The 14319-nt window shown below is 63.4% G+C and carries 14 protein-coding genes; 7 read left to right on the forward strand and 7 right to left on the reverse strand.

The genetic code is table 11. The features are described 5' to 3' along the window. Nucleotides 1-905 (forward strand): CgeB family protein (locus CU669_RS21400; protein ID WP_161539684.1); only part of this gene is annotated, 905 nt, incomplete at its 5' end. A gap of 23 nt (nucleotides 906-928) precedes the next feature. Then, nucleotides 929-1159 (forward strand): hypothetical protein, encoded by a 231-nt coding sequence (locus CU669_RS16115; RefSeq protein ID WP_112146568.1) that lies wholly within the window; start codon nucleotides 929-931, stop codon nucleotides 1157-1159. Here the strand turns inward: CU669_RS16115 and CU669_RS16120 are convergent. The 3 genes from CU669_RS16120 to CU669_RS16130 form a co-directional block, all read right to left on the reverse strand. Continuing rightward, on the reverse strand, nucleotides 1129-1677 hold the full coding sequence (locus CU669_RS16120; protein ID WP_146747757.1) for a glycosyltransferase: 549 nt from the start codon (nucleotides 1675-1677) through the stop codon (nucleotides 1129-1131). The two genes, CU669_RS16115 and CU669_RS16120, sit on opposite strands and share 31 nt — an antisense overlap. A gap of 95 nt (nucleotides 1678-1772) precedes the next feature. Beyond that, entirely contained in the window at nucleotides 1773-2081 is a 309-nt protein-coding gene (locus tag CU669_RS16125; protein WP_112146579.1) for a hypothetical protein, read from the reverse strand. Beyond that, nucleotides 2081-3853: a B12-binding domain-containing radical SAM protein gene (locus tag CU669_RS16130; RefSeq protein WP_161539685.1), complete on the reverse strand. Its 1773-nt coding sequence runs from the start codon at nucleotides 3851-3853 to the stop codon at nucleotides 2081-2083. The genes CU669_RS16125 and CU669_RS16130 overlap by 1 nt, the downstream gene beginning before the upstream one ends. Nucleotides 3854-4065: 212 nt before the next feature. Between CU669_RS16130 and CU669_RS16135 the strand changes: the two genes are divergently transcribed. From CU669_RS16135 to CU669_RS16155, 5 genes are read left to right on the forward strand one after another with little or no spacing between them, the layout of a single operon-like run. Further along, nucleotides 4066-5190, forward strand: a complete 1125-nt coding sequence (locus tag CU669_RS16135) for a pyridoxal phosphate-dependent aminotransferase (protein ID WP_161539686.1) — start codon at nucleotides 4066-4068, stop codon at nucleotides 5188-5190. Further along, nucleotides 5190-6680, forward strand: coding sequence for a B12-binding domain-containing radical SAM protein (locus CU669_RS16140; RefSeq protein WP_112146708.1), 1491 nt, complete (start codon nucleotides 5190-5192; stop codon nucleotides 6678-6680). Before CU669_RS16135 ends, CU669_RS16140 begins: the two co-directional genes overlap by 1 nt. Nucleotides 6681-6691: 11 nt before the next feature. Further along, the gene (locus tag CU669_RS16145; protein ID WP_112146585.1) at nucleotides 6692-7858 is read left to right on the forward strand and encodes a 2-isopropylmalate synthase; all 1167 of its coding nucleotides are present in this window, start codon (nucleotides 6692-6694) and stop codon (nucleotides 7856-7858) included. Between the two features lie 3 nt (nucleotides 7859-7861). Next, entirely contained in the window at nucleotides 7862-8779 is a 918-nt protein-coding gene (locus CU669_RS16150) for a thiamine pyrophosphate-dependent enzyme (protein WP_112146587.1), read from the forward strand. Then, complete coding sequence (locus CU669_RS16155; RefSeq protein WP_112146589.1) at nucleotides 8743-9645, forward strand: transketolase C-terminal domain-containing protein; 903 nt, start codon at nucleotides 8743-8745, stop codon at nucleotides 9643-9645. Before CU669_RS16150 ends, CU669_RS16155 begins: the two co-directional genes overlap by 37 nt. Before the next feature lie 103 nt (nucleotides 9646-9748). On the opposite strand, the gene glgC is transcribed toward CU669_RS16155, so the two are convergent. The 4 genes from glgC to CU669_RS16175 form a co-directional block, all read right to left on the reverse strand. After that, on the reverse strand, nucleotides 9749-11038 hold the full coding sequence (gene glgC / locus CU669_RS16160; protein WP_112146591.1) for a glucose-1-phosphate adenylyltransferase: 1290 nt from the start codon (nucleotides 11036-11038) through the stop codon (nucleotides 9749-9751). Nucleotides 11039-11143: 105 nt separating this feature from the next. After that, a complete protein-coding gene (locus CU669_RS16165) occupies nucleotides 11144-11536 on the reverse strand; it encodes a bacteriohemerythrin (RefSeq protein WP_239988750.1) in 393 nt (130 codons plus the stop codon). 57 nt (nucleotides 11537-11593) lie between these two features. Continuing rightward, the gene (locus CU669_RS16170; RefSeq protein ID WP_239988751.1) at nucleotides 11594-13321 is read right to left on the reverse strand and encodes an EAL domain-containing protein; all 1728 of its coding nucleotides are present in this window, start codon (nucleotides 13319-13321) and stop codon (nucleotides 11594-11596) included. Nucleotides 13322-13616: 295 nt separating this feature from the next. Then, nucleotides 13617-14270 carry a 4'-phosphopantetheinyl transferase family protein gene (locus CU669_RS16175; RefSeq protein ID WP_161539687.1) on the reverse strand — a complete coding sequence of 218 codons (654 nt, stop codon included), beginning with the start codon at nucleotides 14268-14270 and terminating at the stop codon, nucleotides 13617-13619. Nucleotides 14271-14319: the final 49 nt, after the last annotated feature.

Raw genomic sequence — 14319 nt, forward strand, 5'->3', positions numbered from 1 at the left:
ATACCCCCATGCATTTTAATATTTTTCTTAAGAACCATCACGTTACCGGGCTGGCCAGTCTTGAGGACATCATCCGTCCGATTTGTGCCGGGATGATCGAAGGCGGTCATGAAGTCCAGTTCGAATACGAGCATCTGCTGCCACGGCCATGGGTCAACTTGATTTTCGAGTACTTCCCCGACATGACGCTGGTCGATGAATTGGCCGAAGCCAGGCGTCAGTTCGGCCGCGATCTGGTGCTGGGACTGATCGGCACCGAAGATCTGTCGGACACCATCTCGATGGGTGAAGCGGGCGAACAAACCCGCCTGGACAATATGCGCCAGGCGATGCCCTTATTCGACTTCATCTGGTCGATCGTGCCGGTCGATGATTACGCCCGGTTGTTTCCCGACTGCCAGCCGGCCCATTTCCTGCCATTGGGACATTGTCCGACCCTGACCTTGGCGCCGACCCGCCACCTGGGCATCGACGTCATGCTGTACGGCAAGTTGAACGCCTGGCGCGGCCCGGTGGTGCAGACCTTGCTTGAGCAAGGCGCCCGCGTCCAGGCCACCTTCGGCGACATGCCGGAATACATTCGCTGGAACATGCTGGGGCGATCGAAGATGGTCCTGGACATGCGTCGAGGCAAGGTTGTGCGGTACATGTCGCCGTCGCGCATCTGCGCCGCCTTGCATTGTGGGACACTGGTGGTCGCCGAGACTTTCGACACCAGTCCTCTGGCCAGCCTCTATCGCTATGCCCAGGCGGCGGATTATGGAGACCTGGCCGAAACCTGCCTGGACCTGATGGCCGACGAGACCAAACGGGCCGCCCGGGCCGCCCAGTTGTTCGGTCGCTTTGCCAAGGAAACCTCCATGAGGGCCAATATCGAGGCCCTGCTGCCGACCATTCCGGCGTAACCGTCAGGGGCGGGTCGCAGGCGATGAAGTTGGAAACGGAATTGCGGGCGGGCATGGCCGCCCATTCTGAAGGACGTCTGGTCGATGCCGCGCGATGCTGTCGCCAGGTGCTCGAGTCCGATGACGGCATCATGGTGGGCGGCTGGTTTGAAATCAGCACCGACCTCGTCTCCGTCATGGAAACTCCGCCGACGTATCAACATCTCGGCAGTGCGTCGAGCATTCAGGAAAACAACGTGGCGAACCAGTCCTGAGCCGCCTGTAACTCCCCGGCCATGTCCGCTTCGCTCCTCGGGCGCAGGGCGTGGCCGAGCAGGGCGGTCCAGAACGCCGTCACGCCGTAATGCCGCTTGGCCCAGGCGTGTCCTTCGTCAGCCACCCGTCTTGCCAGATCCGGCCGCCGCTTGATGAATTTGGCGATGTGGACGATGTCTTCCACATTGGTCCAGGGCAGATAGTGACGATAGGGGGGGAAGAACTTGGCGGTCGAGGGGTTGTCCTGTTCCACCAGCAGCGCGCCGGCGGCCAGCGTCTCCCATACGCGCCCCGTGATCAGATGATCCTTGGGGCTGTGGGCCGAAATATTGAGAATGGCGCTGGCGCCGGTCAGCATGGCCATGACGCCCATATCCATCAGATGGGCGGTAGAGATCGGCCAGCGCTCGGTCCAGCGGGACAGGAAGGCTTTGGCGCGGTCACCCTGGCCGAGCCCGACCAGCCGCTTCACCAAATCGCCATGACGGTCGCTCCAGTCACCGTTGGCCGCGGCCAATGCCTCCCACTCGTCCAGCAGCGAGTCGGCATCGGCAAGGCCGGGCAGTCGAAGCAGGAGAATCAGAACCTCCAGGCGAAGGCCGAGAGGGCCTTTTAGCCTGCGCAGCAGGGCCTCGGCTTCGGCGTTGTTCCCATCCGGATCAAGGCCTCCGCCAGCCTTAGCTGTACGGGAATGAGATCGCCTTCAATGGAAAGAGCCTGCCGACAGAGATGGATTTCCGCGTCGTAGCAACCAACACCCTTCAGCCAATTCGCCAGCGGAAGCCAGAGCATGATCGAAGATTGATCCGAACCGGTCAACCAGTCGTCCACCCAGGCCAGCATCCGAGGCTGGACGCTTTCGGCCACTTCGTCATAGATCCAGCCGGTGGCGACGGCGGCAAGAACGGCGGCTGTGGGCATTACGATGCTATCTCCATCGGCCAGCCGAACTGGGCGAAGCGCTCCTGCCAGTAGGGCTGGGTGGTCAGCAAGTTCCGCAGGCGGGCGGCGATCTCCGGGCTGGCGGGGCGGTCCAGCTTGGCCAGCAGGTGCTGGCGGAAGTGCAGCGCCAGGGCGTCGCCCGGCGCCACCACGTCGCTGACATATTCCAGATTGCCGAGATACTGCTCCAGCTTGATGGGGCGGTCCTCGGCCTCCAGCCGCAGATAGTTGAGGTGGACCACCATATAGGCCCAGATATCCTCCATGTCGGCGGGAGAGGGCACCTCGTCCAGCCGGTGGGAGCTGAAGACGCCGTCGAAGTCGCGGGCCAGCATGTCGCGGCCACCGGCCGATTTGCCTGCGTTCTTGCCGAAGGTGCCGCCGGCATAACGCACGCCGCTAAAATCCTCTGGCTTGATCAGCTTGTCCTCGACCATGGAATCGAACAGCGGCGTGTTGGGCAGCGGTTGCAACAGTTGGATCTGATACCAGTCCAGCCCCATCTGCCGCGCGACCGTGACGGTGTCGGCAATCTGGCTGAAAGTCTCGCCGGGAAAGCCGATGATCAGGAAGACCCGGCTGTAGATCTGGGGGAATTTGCGGATGGCCTCGGCGGCGGCCAGGAAGTTCTCCACCGTGCCGGGTTTCTTGATGCGCTTGAGGATTTCGCGGTTACCCGATTCCATGCCCAGCGACAGGCAGATGCAGCCGCTGGCGGCGGCGGCGGCGACCACCTCGTCGTCGCAGGACGCGGCGATGACGCCGTTGGTGCAATCCCAGGTCATGCCAAGATTGCGCCGAACCATCTCGTCGAACAGGGCCAGGGTCGCCCGCTTGTCGTAGAGGAAATCATCGTCCAGCCACATGACATGGCGAACCCCGAAATCATCGCGCAGCCATTCCAATTCGTCGGCCACCGAAGTGGGAGAACGCCGCCGCACCCCCATGCCGTTGAAATTTCGCACACTGCAAAAGGTGCATTGGGCGCGGCAGCCTCGGTTGGACTGCACGGTGGCGAAGCGGGTCTCGGGCGGCAGCATGTAGAAATAGGCCCCCACCTTGCCCCAGCGCGACAATTCGTCGGGGCGCATCAGGTCGTGGGCGGGCGGCGCGTCCAGCGTCTCCACTCCGGGCCGTTGACGTTGGGAAAAGTCCGCCTCTTCCTCGCCATGGCGCAGCAGCACCTGGGCCAGCGAATCATCGGGCAATTCGCCGTTGACCACCCTGACGAAGGTGGGGAAGGCCTCGTCGCATTCATGGCGGAAGAACAGAGAGACCATGGGCAGATCGGCCAGTAGTGCCGCCCGCGTCGCCGGAGTCGCCAAGGCGTTGGTGACGTGGACGCCGCCGACGGCGATGGGGAGGGCTGGGGCCAGGGCGGCCACGTCCGCGCAGACCCGAACCAGCATGGGATGGGTCTGGCTGAACATGCAGGTGACGCCGACCAGATCGGGCTGAAAATCGCTGACGGCGTCGGCGAGATCGCCCCGCCAAACCGCGTCATAGTCGAAATCACTCTCCCGCTCGGCCAGCCGTGCGGCGCGCAGGACCGATGACGCCAGATTGAGGATGCGGATTTCGATGCCGATGTCGCGCAGCCGCCCGGCCAGCATTCCCAGCCCATAGGGTTCGTAATTGGTGTAGCGGCCACGCTTGCAGGTGGCGAAGCTGAACAGCGACGCTTCCACGTCCGGCGGCGCGATCAGGATGACCCTCCGAACCGGGCTGTCCTTGAAGATGGACGTTATCAACCGTCGCGTCACCATTCCTCTACTTGTCCTTTAGTATATACGAATGTTATAAGTACGCTGAATATGACTTTAAAAATATAATCTATATGCCATCACGAATGACTTTATTGGTAAGTTCGTTAATAAATTGCAGCCATATAATGCGACAGGAGGCATTTGGAGCAGCCAAGGTGAACGCCAGTTTGCAATTCTCGGTACGGGGACGGGCTCTCATGGGCCAGAAGATGTTCGCCGTGTTGGAACAGGCCCGCCGGATCGAGAGCCAGGGCGCCAAGGTCTATCACCTGGAACTGGGCAATCCCCGCCTGCCGCCGCCGCCCGCCATCCTGTCGCGCACCGTCCAGGCCCTGATCGAGCAGGAGGTCGGCTATACCCAATCGGCCGGTCATCCCGCCCTGCGCCAAGCCATTGCCCAGTTGCGAGAGCGCGCCTGGGGGCACACGATCACCGAGGCCAATGTGGTGGTCAGCCCGGCCAATCTGATCATCAATCAGTTCTTCGATCTGGTCTGCGATCCCGGCGACAAGGTCGTGTTCTTCACCCCCGCCTTTCCCAGCTATTGGGCGGCGGCCACCCATATGGGGCTGCAGGTGGAAGGCGTGACGCTGGACCTCGTAACCGGCTACGACCTGACCGACGAGGCGATCACCCGCGCCCTGGCGGCGCGCCCCAAGGCCATTGTGGTCAATTCCGCCAACAATCCCACCGGCGCCGTCTATGGACGCGAGCCATTGGAGCGCCTTGCCGTCGAATGCGACCGTTTGGGCATCTGGCTGTTGTCCGACGAGACCTATGGCGAGATCAGCTTTGGCCGTCCGTTTCATTCCCTGGGCGGGCTGGAGCTTCCCCGGCTGGTGGTGATGTCGTCGTTTTCCAAGCTGTTCTCGGTGCCCGGCTACCGCATCGGCTTCGTCATCGCCCATCCCGATGTGGCGGAGAAATTCGCCCTGTCGGTCTCCACCCTGGTATCGTGCCTGCCCATTTTCACCCAACTGGGCTGCGTCGCGGCGCTGGACTGCATCGAGGACTATACCGCCAGCGTGCGCGAGCGATGCGTCTCCATGACCGAGTGGTGCGATCAGGCGCTGCAGGGCACCAACCGCATCAGCTTCGTGCCGCCCAAGGCGGGCTTCTACTATTTCCTCGACATCTCGGCCTGCGGTCTTGACGACCTCACCTTCGCCCAGCGGCTGCTGGAGGAGCAGCAGACGGCGGTGACGCCGGGCAGCAGCTTCGATCCCAGTCTTCGCAGCCATATCCGTATCGCCACCTGCGGTTCGGTGCTCGACGTGCATGAAGGCGTCAGGCGGCTCGTCGCCCTGGCGGAGACGCTGTGATGGACGTGTTGCTGGTCACGCCGCCCAGCCGACTCCAGGTCTATCAGGGCTTGGCGAGCGATCTGGCCGCCATCGAGCCGCCGGTCTGGTCGGGATTGATTGCCCAGTTCCTGCTGCTGCGGCGCTGCGAGGTCGCCATGCTGGACGCCGAGGCGGAGGGGCTGACCCATGAGCAGACCGCGACCCGCATCGCGGAGGCCGACGCCCGCCTGACCGTCTTCGTGGTCTATGGCCAGCAGCCCTCGGCGTCGACCCAATGCATGCCGGGCGCGCGCAAGGTGGCCGATGCCCTGACCCGGCTTGGCTTCGACGGCGCCACCTTGGTGTTGGGCACCCATGCCTCGGCCCTGCCGGAGCGGACCCTGCGCGAGGAACCCTACACCTATGTCTGCGCGGGCGAGGGGCCGCACACCATTCTCGCCTTGCTGGAGCATCTGAAGGGCAGGGGGGCGCTCGCCGCCGTGCCCGGCCTGTGGTACCGCGACGGCGATGCGCTACGGGGCAACACCAGCGCCCCGGTGATCGCCGATCTCGACGCGGAACTGCCGCGTCAGGCCTGGGAACTGCTGGATATGAGCCGCTACCGCGCCCATAACTGGCATTGCTTCCATGATCTCGGCAGCCGGGGCTCCTACGCCTCGCTGCAGACCAGCCTGGGTTGCCCGTTCCGCTGCGGTTTCTGCTGCATCAACGCGCCCTTCGGCGGTTCCGGCCTTCGGGTGTGGAGTCCCGACACCATCATCGGCCAGATCGACCTGCTGGTGGAGCGCTACGGCATCCGCAACATCAAGATTCCCGACGAGATGTTCGTGCTCAATCCCCGCCGCATCAAGGATATCTGCGACCGGCTGATCGAGCGGAATTACGGGCTCAACATCTGGGCCTATGCCCGCGTCGATACCCTCAACGATCCGGTAATGGTGGCGAAGCTGGGCCGCGCGGGTTTCAACTGGCTGGGCATCGGGGTGGAATCGGCCTCCGACCATGTGCGCGACGGTGTCACCAAGGGCCGCTTCGGCAATGCCGACATCGTCGAGACCATCGCCCGCGTCCGCGATACCGGCATCAATATCGGCGCCAATTACATCTTCGGCCTGCCCGACGACACCTTGGGCACCATGCGCCAGACATTGGACCTCGCCCTGTCGCTCAACACCGAATGGGCCAATTTCTACTGCGCCATGGCCTATCCCGGCTCGCCGCTCTACCAGGTGGCCCGGGCCAAGGGCTGGGCGCTGCCCGATGATCCCGGCGGTCCCGGCTGGATCGGTTATTCCCAGCATTCCTATGACTGCCTGCCGCTGCCCACCGAGACCCTGTCGGCGATCCAGGTGCTCGACTTCCGCGATGCCGCCTTCAACGAGTATTTCGCCAATCCCGACTACCTCCGTCTGGTGGAGCGCAAGTTCGGCCCCGCTGTCATGGCCCATGTGCGCGAGATGACGGCCAGCACGCTGAGCCGCCGTCACCACGACCGCAAGAGCGCGTGAGGAGACGCCCCATGGCCATGCGCAAGATCGCCTTCAACGACATCACGCTGCGCGACGGCGAGCAGTCGCCCGGCGTCAACTTCTTCCCCGAGGAGAAGCTGGAGATCGCCCGCCGACTGGCGGCCATGCGGGTGCCCATCATCGAGGCGGGTTTCGCCGTCTCCTCCGAGTCGGATTGGAAGGGCGTCAACCTGATCGCCCGCGAGCTGGGTGGCCCTGGTGGGCCGGTGATCTGCTCCATGTGCCGCGCCCAGAAGAAGGATATCGACGCCGCCTTCGAGGCGCTGCGCCCGGCGGCAAGGCCGCGTATCCAGGTGGTTCTGGCGACCTCGGACCTGCACCTGGAAGCCAAGCTGAAGATGACCCGCGATCAGGCCCTGGCCTGCATCGCCGACACCGTCGCCTATGCCCGCTCGCTGGTGGACGACGTGGAATTCGCCGCCGAGGACGCCACCCGCAGCGACCGGGATTTCCTCTACACCTGTTTCAAGGTGGCGCTGGACAATGGGGCGCGGACATTGGAAATCCCCGACACCGTCGGCTACGCCACCCCCATGGACTACGCCGCCATCGTTTCCGGCGTGCTGGCGAACGTGCCCGGCGCCGACCGGGCCACCATCGCGGTGCATTGCCATGACGATCTCGGCCTCGCCACCGCCAATACCCTGGCCGGTCTGGCCGCCGGGGCGGGACAGGCGGAATGCACCATCAACGGCATCGGCGAGCGCGCCGGCAACGCCTCCTTCGAGGAAGTGATCATGGCGATCCGCACCCGGCCGGGCCAATGGGGCGTCGAGGCCGATATCGACACCACCCATCTCACCGCCGCCAGCCAGATGGTGGAGCGGCTCGCCCATATGGCGGTGGCGCCCAACAAGGCCATCGTCGGCCGCAATGCCTTCCGCCACGGCTCGGGCATCCACCAGCACGGCATGATCTGCAATGCCGACACCTATCAGATCATTCGGCCCGAGGATGTGGGCGCGCCCGCGGCCAATCTCGATCTCGGCAAGCTGTCGGGCAAGCATGCCCTGAAGCAGCGCCTCGACGCGCTTCACATCGATCTCAGTGCCCCGTCCTTCGACCGCTTCTATGCCGAGTTCAAGGACATGGCGGCCAAGAAGAAGCTGATCCTCGACGACGACATCATCAATCTCGCCCATCACCTTGCCGGTTGACCCATGACCCATTCGTCTTCCCCGCGCACCCCCAATTTTGGCGCCATCCCAGGCTTGGCGGAGCGGGCAACCCCTGAGTTCTCGCTGGCGCTGTTTCGCCGCATGGCGCTGACCCGCGCCTTCGAGACTCGGGCCCGCCAAGCCCAGGCGGACCAGGATGTCCGCACCCTGATCTATCTGTGCCTGGGCGAGGAAGCCATTTCCGCCGGAATTTCCATGCATGCCGAGGGCGCCTGGGTTCTGGGGCAGCATCGCGGCCACGGCACCTATCTGTCGTTCGGCGGCAACATGGAGCGGCTGATCGACGAATTGCTCGGCATGCCCTCGGGCTGCAGCAGCGGCATGGGGGGCTCGCCGCCCATCCACGACATGGAAAAGGGCATCGTCGGCCATAGCGGCCTGATCGGCGATCAGGTGCCCGTCGCGGTCGGCATGGCCATGGCGGGGGAGGCGCGCAAGGTGGTGACCTTCTTCGGAGACGGGGCGGCCGAGGAGGACTACGTGCTGGCCAGCCTGGGGACGGCGGCCAGCCGCAAGCTGCCCATCCTGTTCGTCTGCGAGGACAACGACCTGTCGGTGCTGACCCCGACGCGCGACCGGCGCGGCTGGGATCTGGCCCAGGTGGCGCGGGGGTTCGGGCTGGAGGCCGTCGACATCGCCGACGATCCCTGGCTGGTGGCCCATTGGGCCGAGACCCTGATGGTCCGGCTGCCCGCCCTGATCAATGTACGGACCTGCCGCGACGTCTGGCATGTGGGCATCGGCAGCGACGGCGCGCCAGAGTGGAACCGCTTCGATCTGGTAAGGGAAAAGCTGGCGGCACTGGGCCTCGGCGAGCAGGCCGCTCGCATCGAGGCCGAGGCCCGTGATTTGGTGGAGGCCAAATGGCAAGAACGGTTGCGGATACGATCCGCGAGCTGACGCGGGCGCATATCGCCGACAATAACGGCGTGGTCATGGGCCAGTGCCTATCGGCGGTGGGTTGGGTGCAAAATACGGTGCCGGCCCAGGCCGAGGGCATGGTGGAACTGCCCATGACCGACGTGGCCGGGGCAGGCTTTGCCGTGGGCATGGCGCTGACCGGGCGGCGGCCCATCTTCGTTCTGCGCTTCCAAAGCTTCCTGTGGCTCAACGCCAGCCCGCTGGTCAATTACGCCGCCAAGTCCAAATCCATGTTCGGCTATGGCTGCCCGGTCTTCGTGCGCGCCATCGCCGCCGAGGGAAGCGGAACCGGCCCGGTCCACAGCCATTCCTTCCATTCCATCTTCATGCATGCGCCGGAACTGCCGGTGGCCGCCCCCATGACGCCGGGTGAATACGAGTCGGTGTGGGATCACTTCATCACCCATGACGATCCCGTGCTGGTGAGCGAGCATCGGGCCAGCTACAAGACCGAGCGCGAATTGCCGGATATCATCCGCGAGGACGCCGTCCTGACCGTCTTCGCCATGGGTTCGGCCCGCTTCACCGCCCTGCAGGCGGTCGAAAGATTGGCCGCCCAGGGCATCGCCTGCAACCTGATCCATCTGGTCTGGCTGAAGCCCTTCGCCCCATCGCCCCAGGCCCTGGCGGCGCTGCGAGCCTGTGGCCGAGGGCTGGTGGTGGACGCCACCTACCAGACCTGCGGCGCGGCGCGCTCCATCGCCTATGACCTGATGGAGGCGTCCGGGATCATGGTCCATGCCATCGGCCTGGAAGACCGCTCGCCCGGCGCCTATCCCCATCTCGAAAATCCGACCCCGTCGCCGGAGCGCATTATCGCCAAGGTGGCGGAGATGGTGACGTGATCCAAATACACCCGCAAAATCCGGGCAGCCGTGCCTGAACGCTTCACGCGCCGCTCGGGCTTGAGAGGTTTTCGACTTTTTAAGTGCGAAAAACTCTAAACATCTAACCCTCCAAAGCCTTCAGCTTGGCCTGGGTGACCAGGGTGATGCCCTTTTCGGTGCGGTGGAATCGCGCCGCGTCCAGGGCGGCGTCCTCGCCAACCACGAGGCCCGGCGGCACCACGCAGCCCTGATCGACGATGCATTTCCGTAATCTGGCATGGCGGCCGATATCGACGCCCGGCAGGATGACGGAATCCTCCACCACGCAATAGCTGTTGACCCGCACATTGGAGAACAGCATGGCGCGGCGCACGGTGGCGCCCGATATGATGCAGCCGCCCGCCACCAGGGAATCCACCGCCATGCCGCGCCGATGGTCGGAATCGAAGACGAATTTGGCGGGAGGCGACTGGGCCTGATCGGTCCAGATGGTCCAGTTCTCGTCGTAGACGTTCAATGCGGGCGTCACCGTGGTGAGGTCGATATTGGCTTCCCAATAGGCGTCGATGGTGCCCACGTCGCGCCAATAATGCTCGCGGGCGCCGTCATGCATGACACAGGAATGCTGGAAGTGATGGGCCACCACCTTATGGGTCTTGACCAGGGCCGGAATCAGATCCTTGCCGAAATCATGGGTGGAACCAGGATTGACCGCGTCGTGGCCCAGCATGTCGAACAGAAGCTGGGCGTTGAAGATGTAAATGCCCATGCTGGCAAGGGCCATGTCGGGGCGGCCCGGCATGGGTTGCGGATGGGCGGGCTTCTCGTCGAAGCGGATGATGCGGTCGTCGTCGTCCACCGCCATGACGCCGAAACCGCGCGCGATCTCCAGCGGCACCTCGATGCAGGCGACCGAGACATCGGCCTGGCTGGCCAGATGCTGGGCCAGCATCTTGCCGTAGTTCATCTTGTAGACATGGTCTCCCGCCAGCACCAGAACATGTTCGGGCTTGTGGGCGCGGAAGATGTCCAGATTCTGGTAAACCGCGTCGGCGGTGCCCTTGTACCAGTTTTCGCCGACCGTGCGCTGCTGGGCCGGTAGAAGCTCGATGAACTCGTTGAACTCGCCGCGCAGGAAGCCCCAGCCGCGCTGGATGTGCTGCAGCAGGGAATGGGCCTTGTACTGGGTCAGAACTCCGATGCGGCGGATTCCGGAATTGATGCAGTTCGACAAGGTGAAGTCGATGATGCGGAATTTACCGGCGAAGGGAATGGCCGGCTTGGCGTGCCAGTCGGTGAGATCCATCAGCCGCGAACCACGGCCGCCGGCCAGCACCAAAGCCAGGGTGCGCCGCAGCCTTTCGTTCACTTCGAGGTCGATGGCATTGTTCCTGTCCGTCGGATCGAACATCAATCACCTCATGAAACGTCGGGTCTAGTGACGGTGCCACAAACCGCATGGGCGCACAACCGCGCCAGGGGCGGGGCGGCCATGTGACCTTCGACTGGCGTCGGATCAAGGCGTGCAGATATAGGGACGGTACTCGAAATCCTCGATTTCGATATGATGCACCAGCCAGCCGGTCATGAAGGTATGCAGTTCGGCGGCGATGCGACGGTAGTTGTCGGGGGTGAGCAGGCCGGCGATTTCCAAGACCCGCTGCGCGATGGTCTGATGGGAATGGCGATGAAGGTCCAGAAAAGGAAAATTCGCCTTCGCCATCATCCCCTCTTCCTCGGTGAAGTGATAGCTGATGTAGCTGTTCAACTCGGAGATGATATTCGCCATGGCATCGAAGCCTGCGGCATTTTCCTCGACCTTGATGATTTCATCGAGCAGAAGGAACAGCTTCTGATGATGCTGGTCGAGGACGGAATTTCCAACGCTCAGGTCCGGGGTCCAGGCCAATTCAGGGCACTCTCTGGTTACGTAATTCCACATACTCCGAAGTGACGCGGCGATCAATCATGAACCGTCGCTGGAAGATCCCGATCCCGCTCCGCTTCCTCCGCTGAAGAACAAAAGGCCGTTGCGCCATTGGGTGACGGGCGTCATCCACGGGGCCTTGTTGCCGGGTTGCTTCTTGGATGGCTGCATGGGCTTGCCGAAAAAATAGCCCTGGCCGTAGCGGACGTTGTAGACGCGCAGCAGATTGGCGGTGGCTTCGTCCTCGATATGCTCGGCGATGGTGGCGATCTTGAGCTCGCGGCACAATTGCGTGATGGCGCGCAGAAAAGGGAGGCTGTCGCCCTTGCCGGAGGCCTCGCGCACATAGCTTCCGTCGATCTTGACGTGATCGACCTTGAGGCCGCGCAGATAATGGAAGGCGGCGGCACCCGCACCGAAGTCGTCAATTCCCACGGGATGGCCGCGTCCGCGGATTTCCTGGATCACCGCATTGACCGCCACAAGGTCGGAGATCGCCGCCGATTCGGTCAGTTCGAACAGCAGGCGGCCACGAAGGTCCGACGCCCCGATGATCAGACGCAGCAGCCGCCCGGCCAGGGATGAACTGGACAGGGTGCGCCCCGACAGATTGACAGCGAAGCGCATGCTGGGCTCGGCGCCGACGCCCTCGCGCATGAAGGCGATGGCGCGGGTCAGGATGGCGAGGTCCAGTTCACCGACCAGGCCGGTATCCTCGGCGAAAACGACGGTATTGTAGGGCGAGGCGCCGCTGCCGCCAAATCGGACCAGGCATTCGAAATGGTGGACGGCATTGCTCCACAGATCGACGATAGGCTGGAAATACAGCTGGAAGTCGCCGCTGCCGATGGTCTGCTTGACCTCGCGCATCTTGCTGACCGTCAGCGACAGCGACGGTTGCGCCATCTTCGACAGTTCCTGGATGGTGGCGCCGCTGTCCTGGCTGAAGCGGTTGAGGGTATAGATCAGCGCGCTGGTGGCCTCTTGCGAGGAAATGCCGTCGGTGTTGAATTGGACGCTGGTGGTCGAGGGATGCAACTTGGCCCCCATGACCGAACTGGCAAGATCGGCGATGGTGGCTTCGATATCCAGGGACGACACGTCGGGGCCGTGGATCAGCCCGTATTTGGAATCTCCCAGATCGGCGGCGGCATCGCCGCCCACCGAACACTGGCGCAGATATTCGGTGAAGCGGTTGATGAAACCGGCGGTGGCCTCGGCCCCGACCTTGGTGCGCAGATCGGCCAGTTCCGGCAGATCCAGCAAGGTCATGCGATAGGAATCATCGTCGTCCTTGGCGCTTTCCTTGATCAGGCTGCCGGCCAGGGCCTCGAAGCCCTCGCGGCCCAGCAAGCCTTCCTCGTTGCGCTTGATGGAGGGCGACATGATGGTGCCGCTATGGGTCAGCACAAGAAGCAGGCGGCCCTCATGGTCGGGATGGGGATAGCCGGACAACGCCACCGGCACGCTGCCGCCGTCGTCGGGCAGCGCCACATGCAACAAAGTATGGCGGACCCGCTCGCCCTTTGCCATGCGCTTCAGGGCGTTGGAGGCGCGCGATTGATCTTCCGGGCAGATCAGCTCCGGCAGCGTCATGGTGGCCAGCAGGCGGGCAGGCCGTCCCACCAGGGACATGGAGGCGCCGATGGCAAAGATGATGCGCCCGGAATGATCGGACTCCATCAACAGGTCGGCGGCGGCGAAGGCGAAGGCGACATAGGCTTCCTGCGGCTGCCCCAAACGGGCGCCGGGCTGGCCATCTGTCACTTTCTGCTCTTTCCCCATTCACTCCCCACCGGACGAAACGGTCATGGTCATTTACATGATAGTGATATCACCAAGTGAATGGAAATAATTGTAACGAAAAGAAACGCCATGCACGGCGATAGGTATTGATTGGCGATCTCGTCAACCGGCTTTCATTTGGGTTGCAATGGCGCATTTTTATGGGGTGCGTGAAGTGGCTGGGAATCATCAGCGGCAGTCCATCGAGGGGGGCATGGTCGCCGACCTCGTCGCTCATATCAAGGCGGTGTCCGGCCATCGCCAGCCCGTTGGCGATCTATTGCGCCTCATGGCCATCTGCCATGTCCCAAGTTCCGTCCATGACCGTCGTCGCCAGGGCGATGCTGAGGCCGTGGCGGTGGGAATGGTGGATTGACCAGCACGTGCCGTCCATCTCGAGCCGGGAGGTCTGATGGCGAGCCCCCATCAAAGCTGCGCCATTGACCGCCATGGCGGCGGCCAATCCTCCTCCGTCGGCCTTGCCGATGGCTTCTCGGATGGTCCAGAAATCATAAAAGGCGGTCGGTCCCTCGATTTCGATCAGATCCTGCTCCTCCGGCGAAAAGAAGGTGGCGGCAATCTCCTGAACTGAGCGGTCGACGCCAAGCACCTCGATGTCGATGCCGATGCGGCCGCGATCCGTGGCGGCGCAGGCGACCCAGGGGCCGGAATGGCTGATGGAAAAATCCGGCCCAGGCCGACCGTGGATGTCAACGGCAAAAGGGCGCCCATTGCCATCGGTCTTGATGATCCAGTCCCGCCCCGATAGCCCTGTCGTATCTTCGATCAGGCGGCGTACCATGGCACGTCCAAGCACGCTCTGTTGAGCCTTCGCCCCTATATGGCGAGTCCGGTCGGCGGGGGTGGCGTGGCTTTCAACCAAGACGGATGCCTCGGAACTGCCCACCGAATGGATGTATAGGAGGGTCATGACTTCACTCATTCCCTTTGCCGTGCTACCGTTCCGGCGCTTCTCGCGC

This window comes from Paramagnetospirillum kuznetsovii, assembly GCF_003284725.1.
Lineage (GTDB): Bacteria > Pseudomonadota > Alphaproteobacteria > Rhodospirillales > Magnetospirillaceae > Phaeospirillum > Phaeospirillum kuznetsovii.

Bases quoted from the DNA above. Each gene is read 5' to 3' on its own strand.
- CU669_RS16145 (WP_112146585.1), top strand. From the start codon at position 6,692: ATGGCCATGCGCAAGATCGCCTTCAACGACATCACGCTGCGCGACGGC.
- CU669_RS16175 (WP_161539687.1), bottom strand. From the start codon at position 14,270: ATGACCCTCCTATACATCCATTCGGTGGGCAGTTCCGAGGCATCCGTC.
- CU669_RS16140 (WP_112146708.1), top strand. From the start codon at position 5,190: ATGGACGTGTTGCTGGTCACGCCGCCCAGCCGACTCCAGGTCTATCAG.
- CU669_RS16155 (WP_112146589.1), top strand. From the start codon at position 8,743: ATGGCAAGAACGGTTGCGGATACGATCCGCGAGCTGACGCGGGCGCAT.
- CU669_RS16115 (WP_112146568.1), top strand. From the start codon at position 929: ATGAAGTTGGAAACGGAATTGCGGGCGGGCATGGCCGCCCATTCTGAA.
- CU669_RS16150 (WP_112146587.1), top strand. From the start codon at position 7,862: ATGACCCATTCGTCTTCCCCGCGCACCCCCAATTTTGGCGCCATCCCA.
- CU669_RS16125 (WP_112146579.1), bottom strand. From the start codon at position 2,081: ATGCCCACAGCCGCCGTTCTTGCCGCCGTCGCCACCGGCTGGATCTAT.
- glgC (WP_112146591.1), bottom strand. From the start codon at position 11,038: ATGTTCGATCCGACGGACAGGAACAATGCCATCGACCTCGAAGTGAAC.
- CU669_RS16135 (WP_161539686.1), top strand. From the start codon at position 4,066: ATGGGCCAGAAGATGTTCGCCGTGTTGGAACAGGCCCGCCGGATCGAG.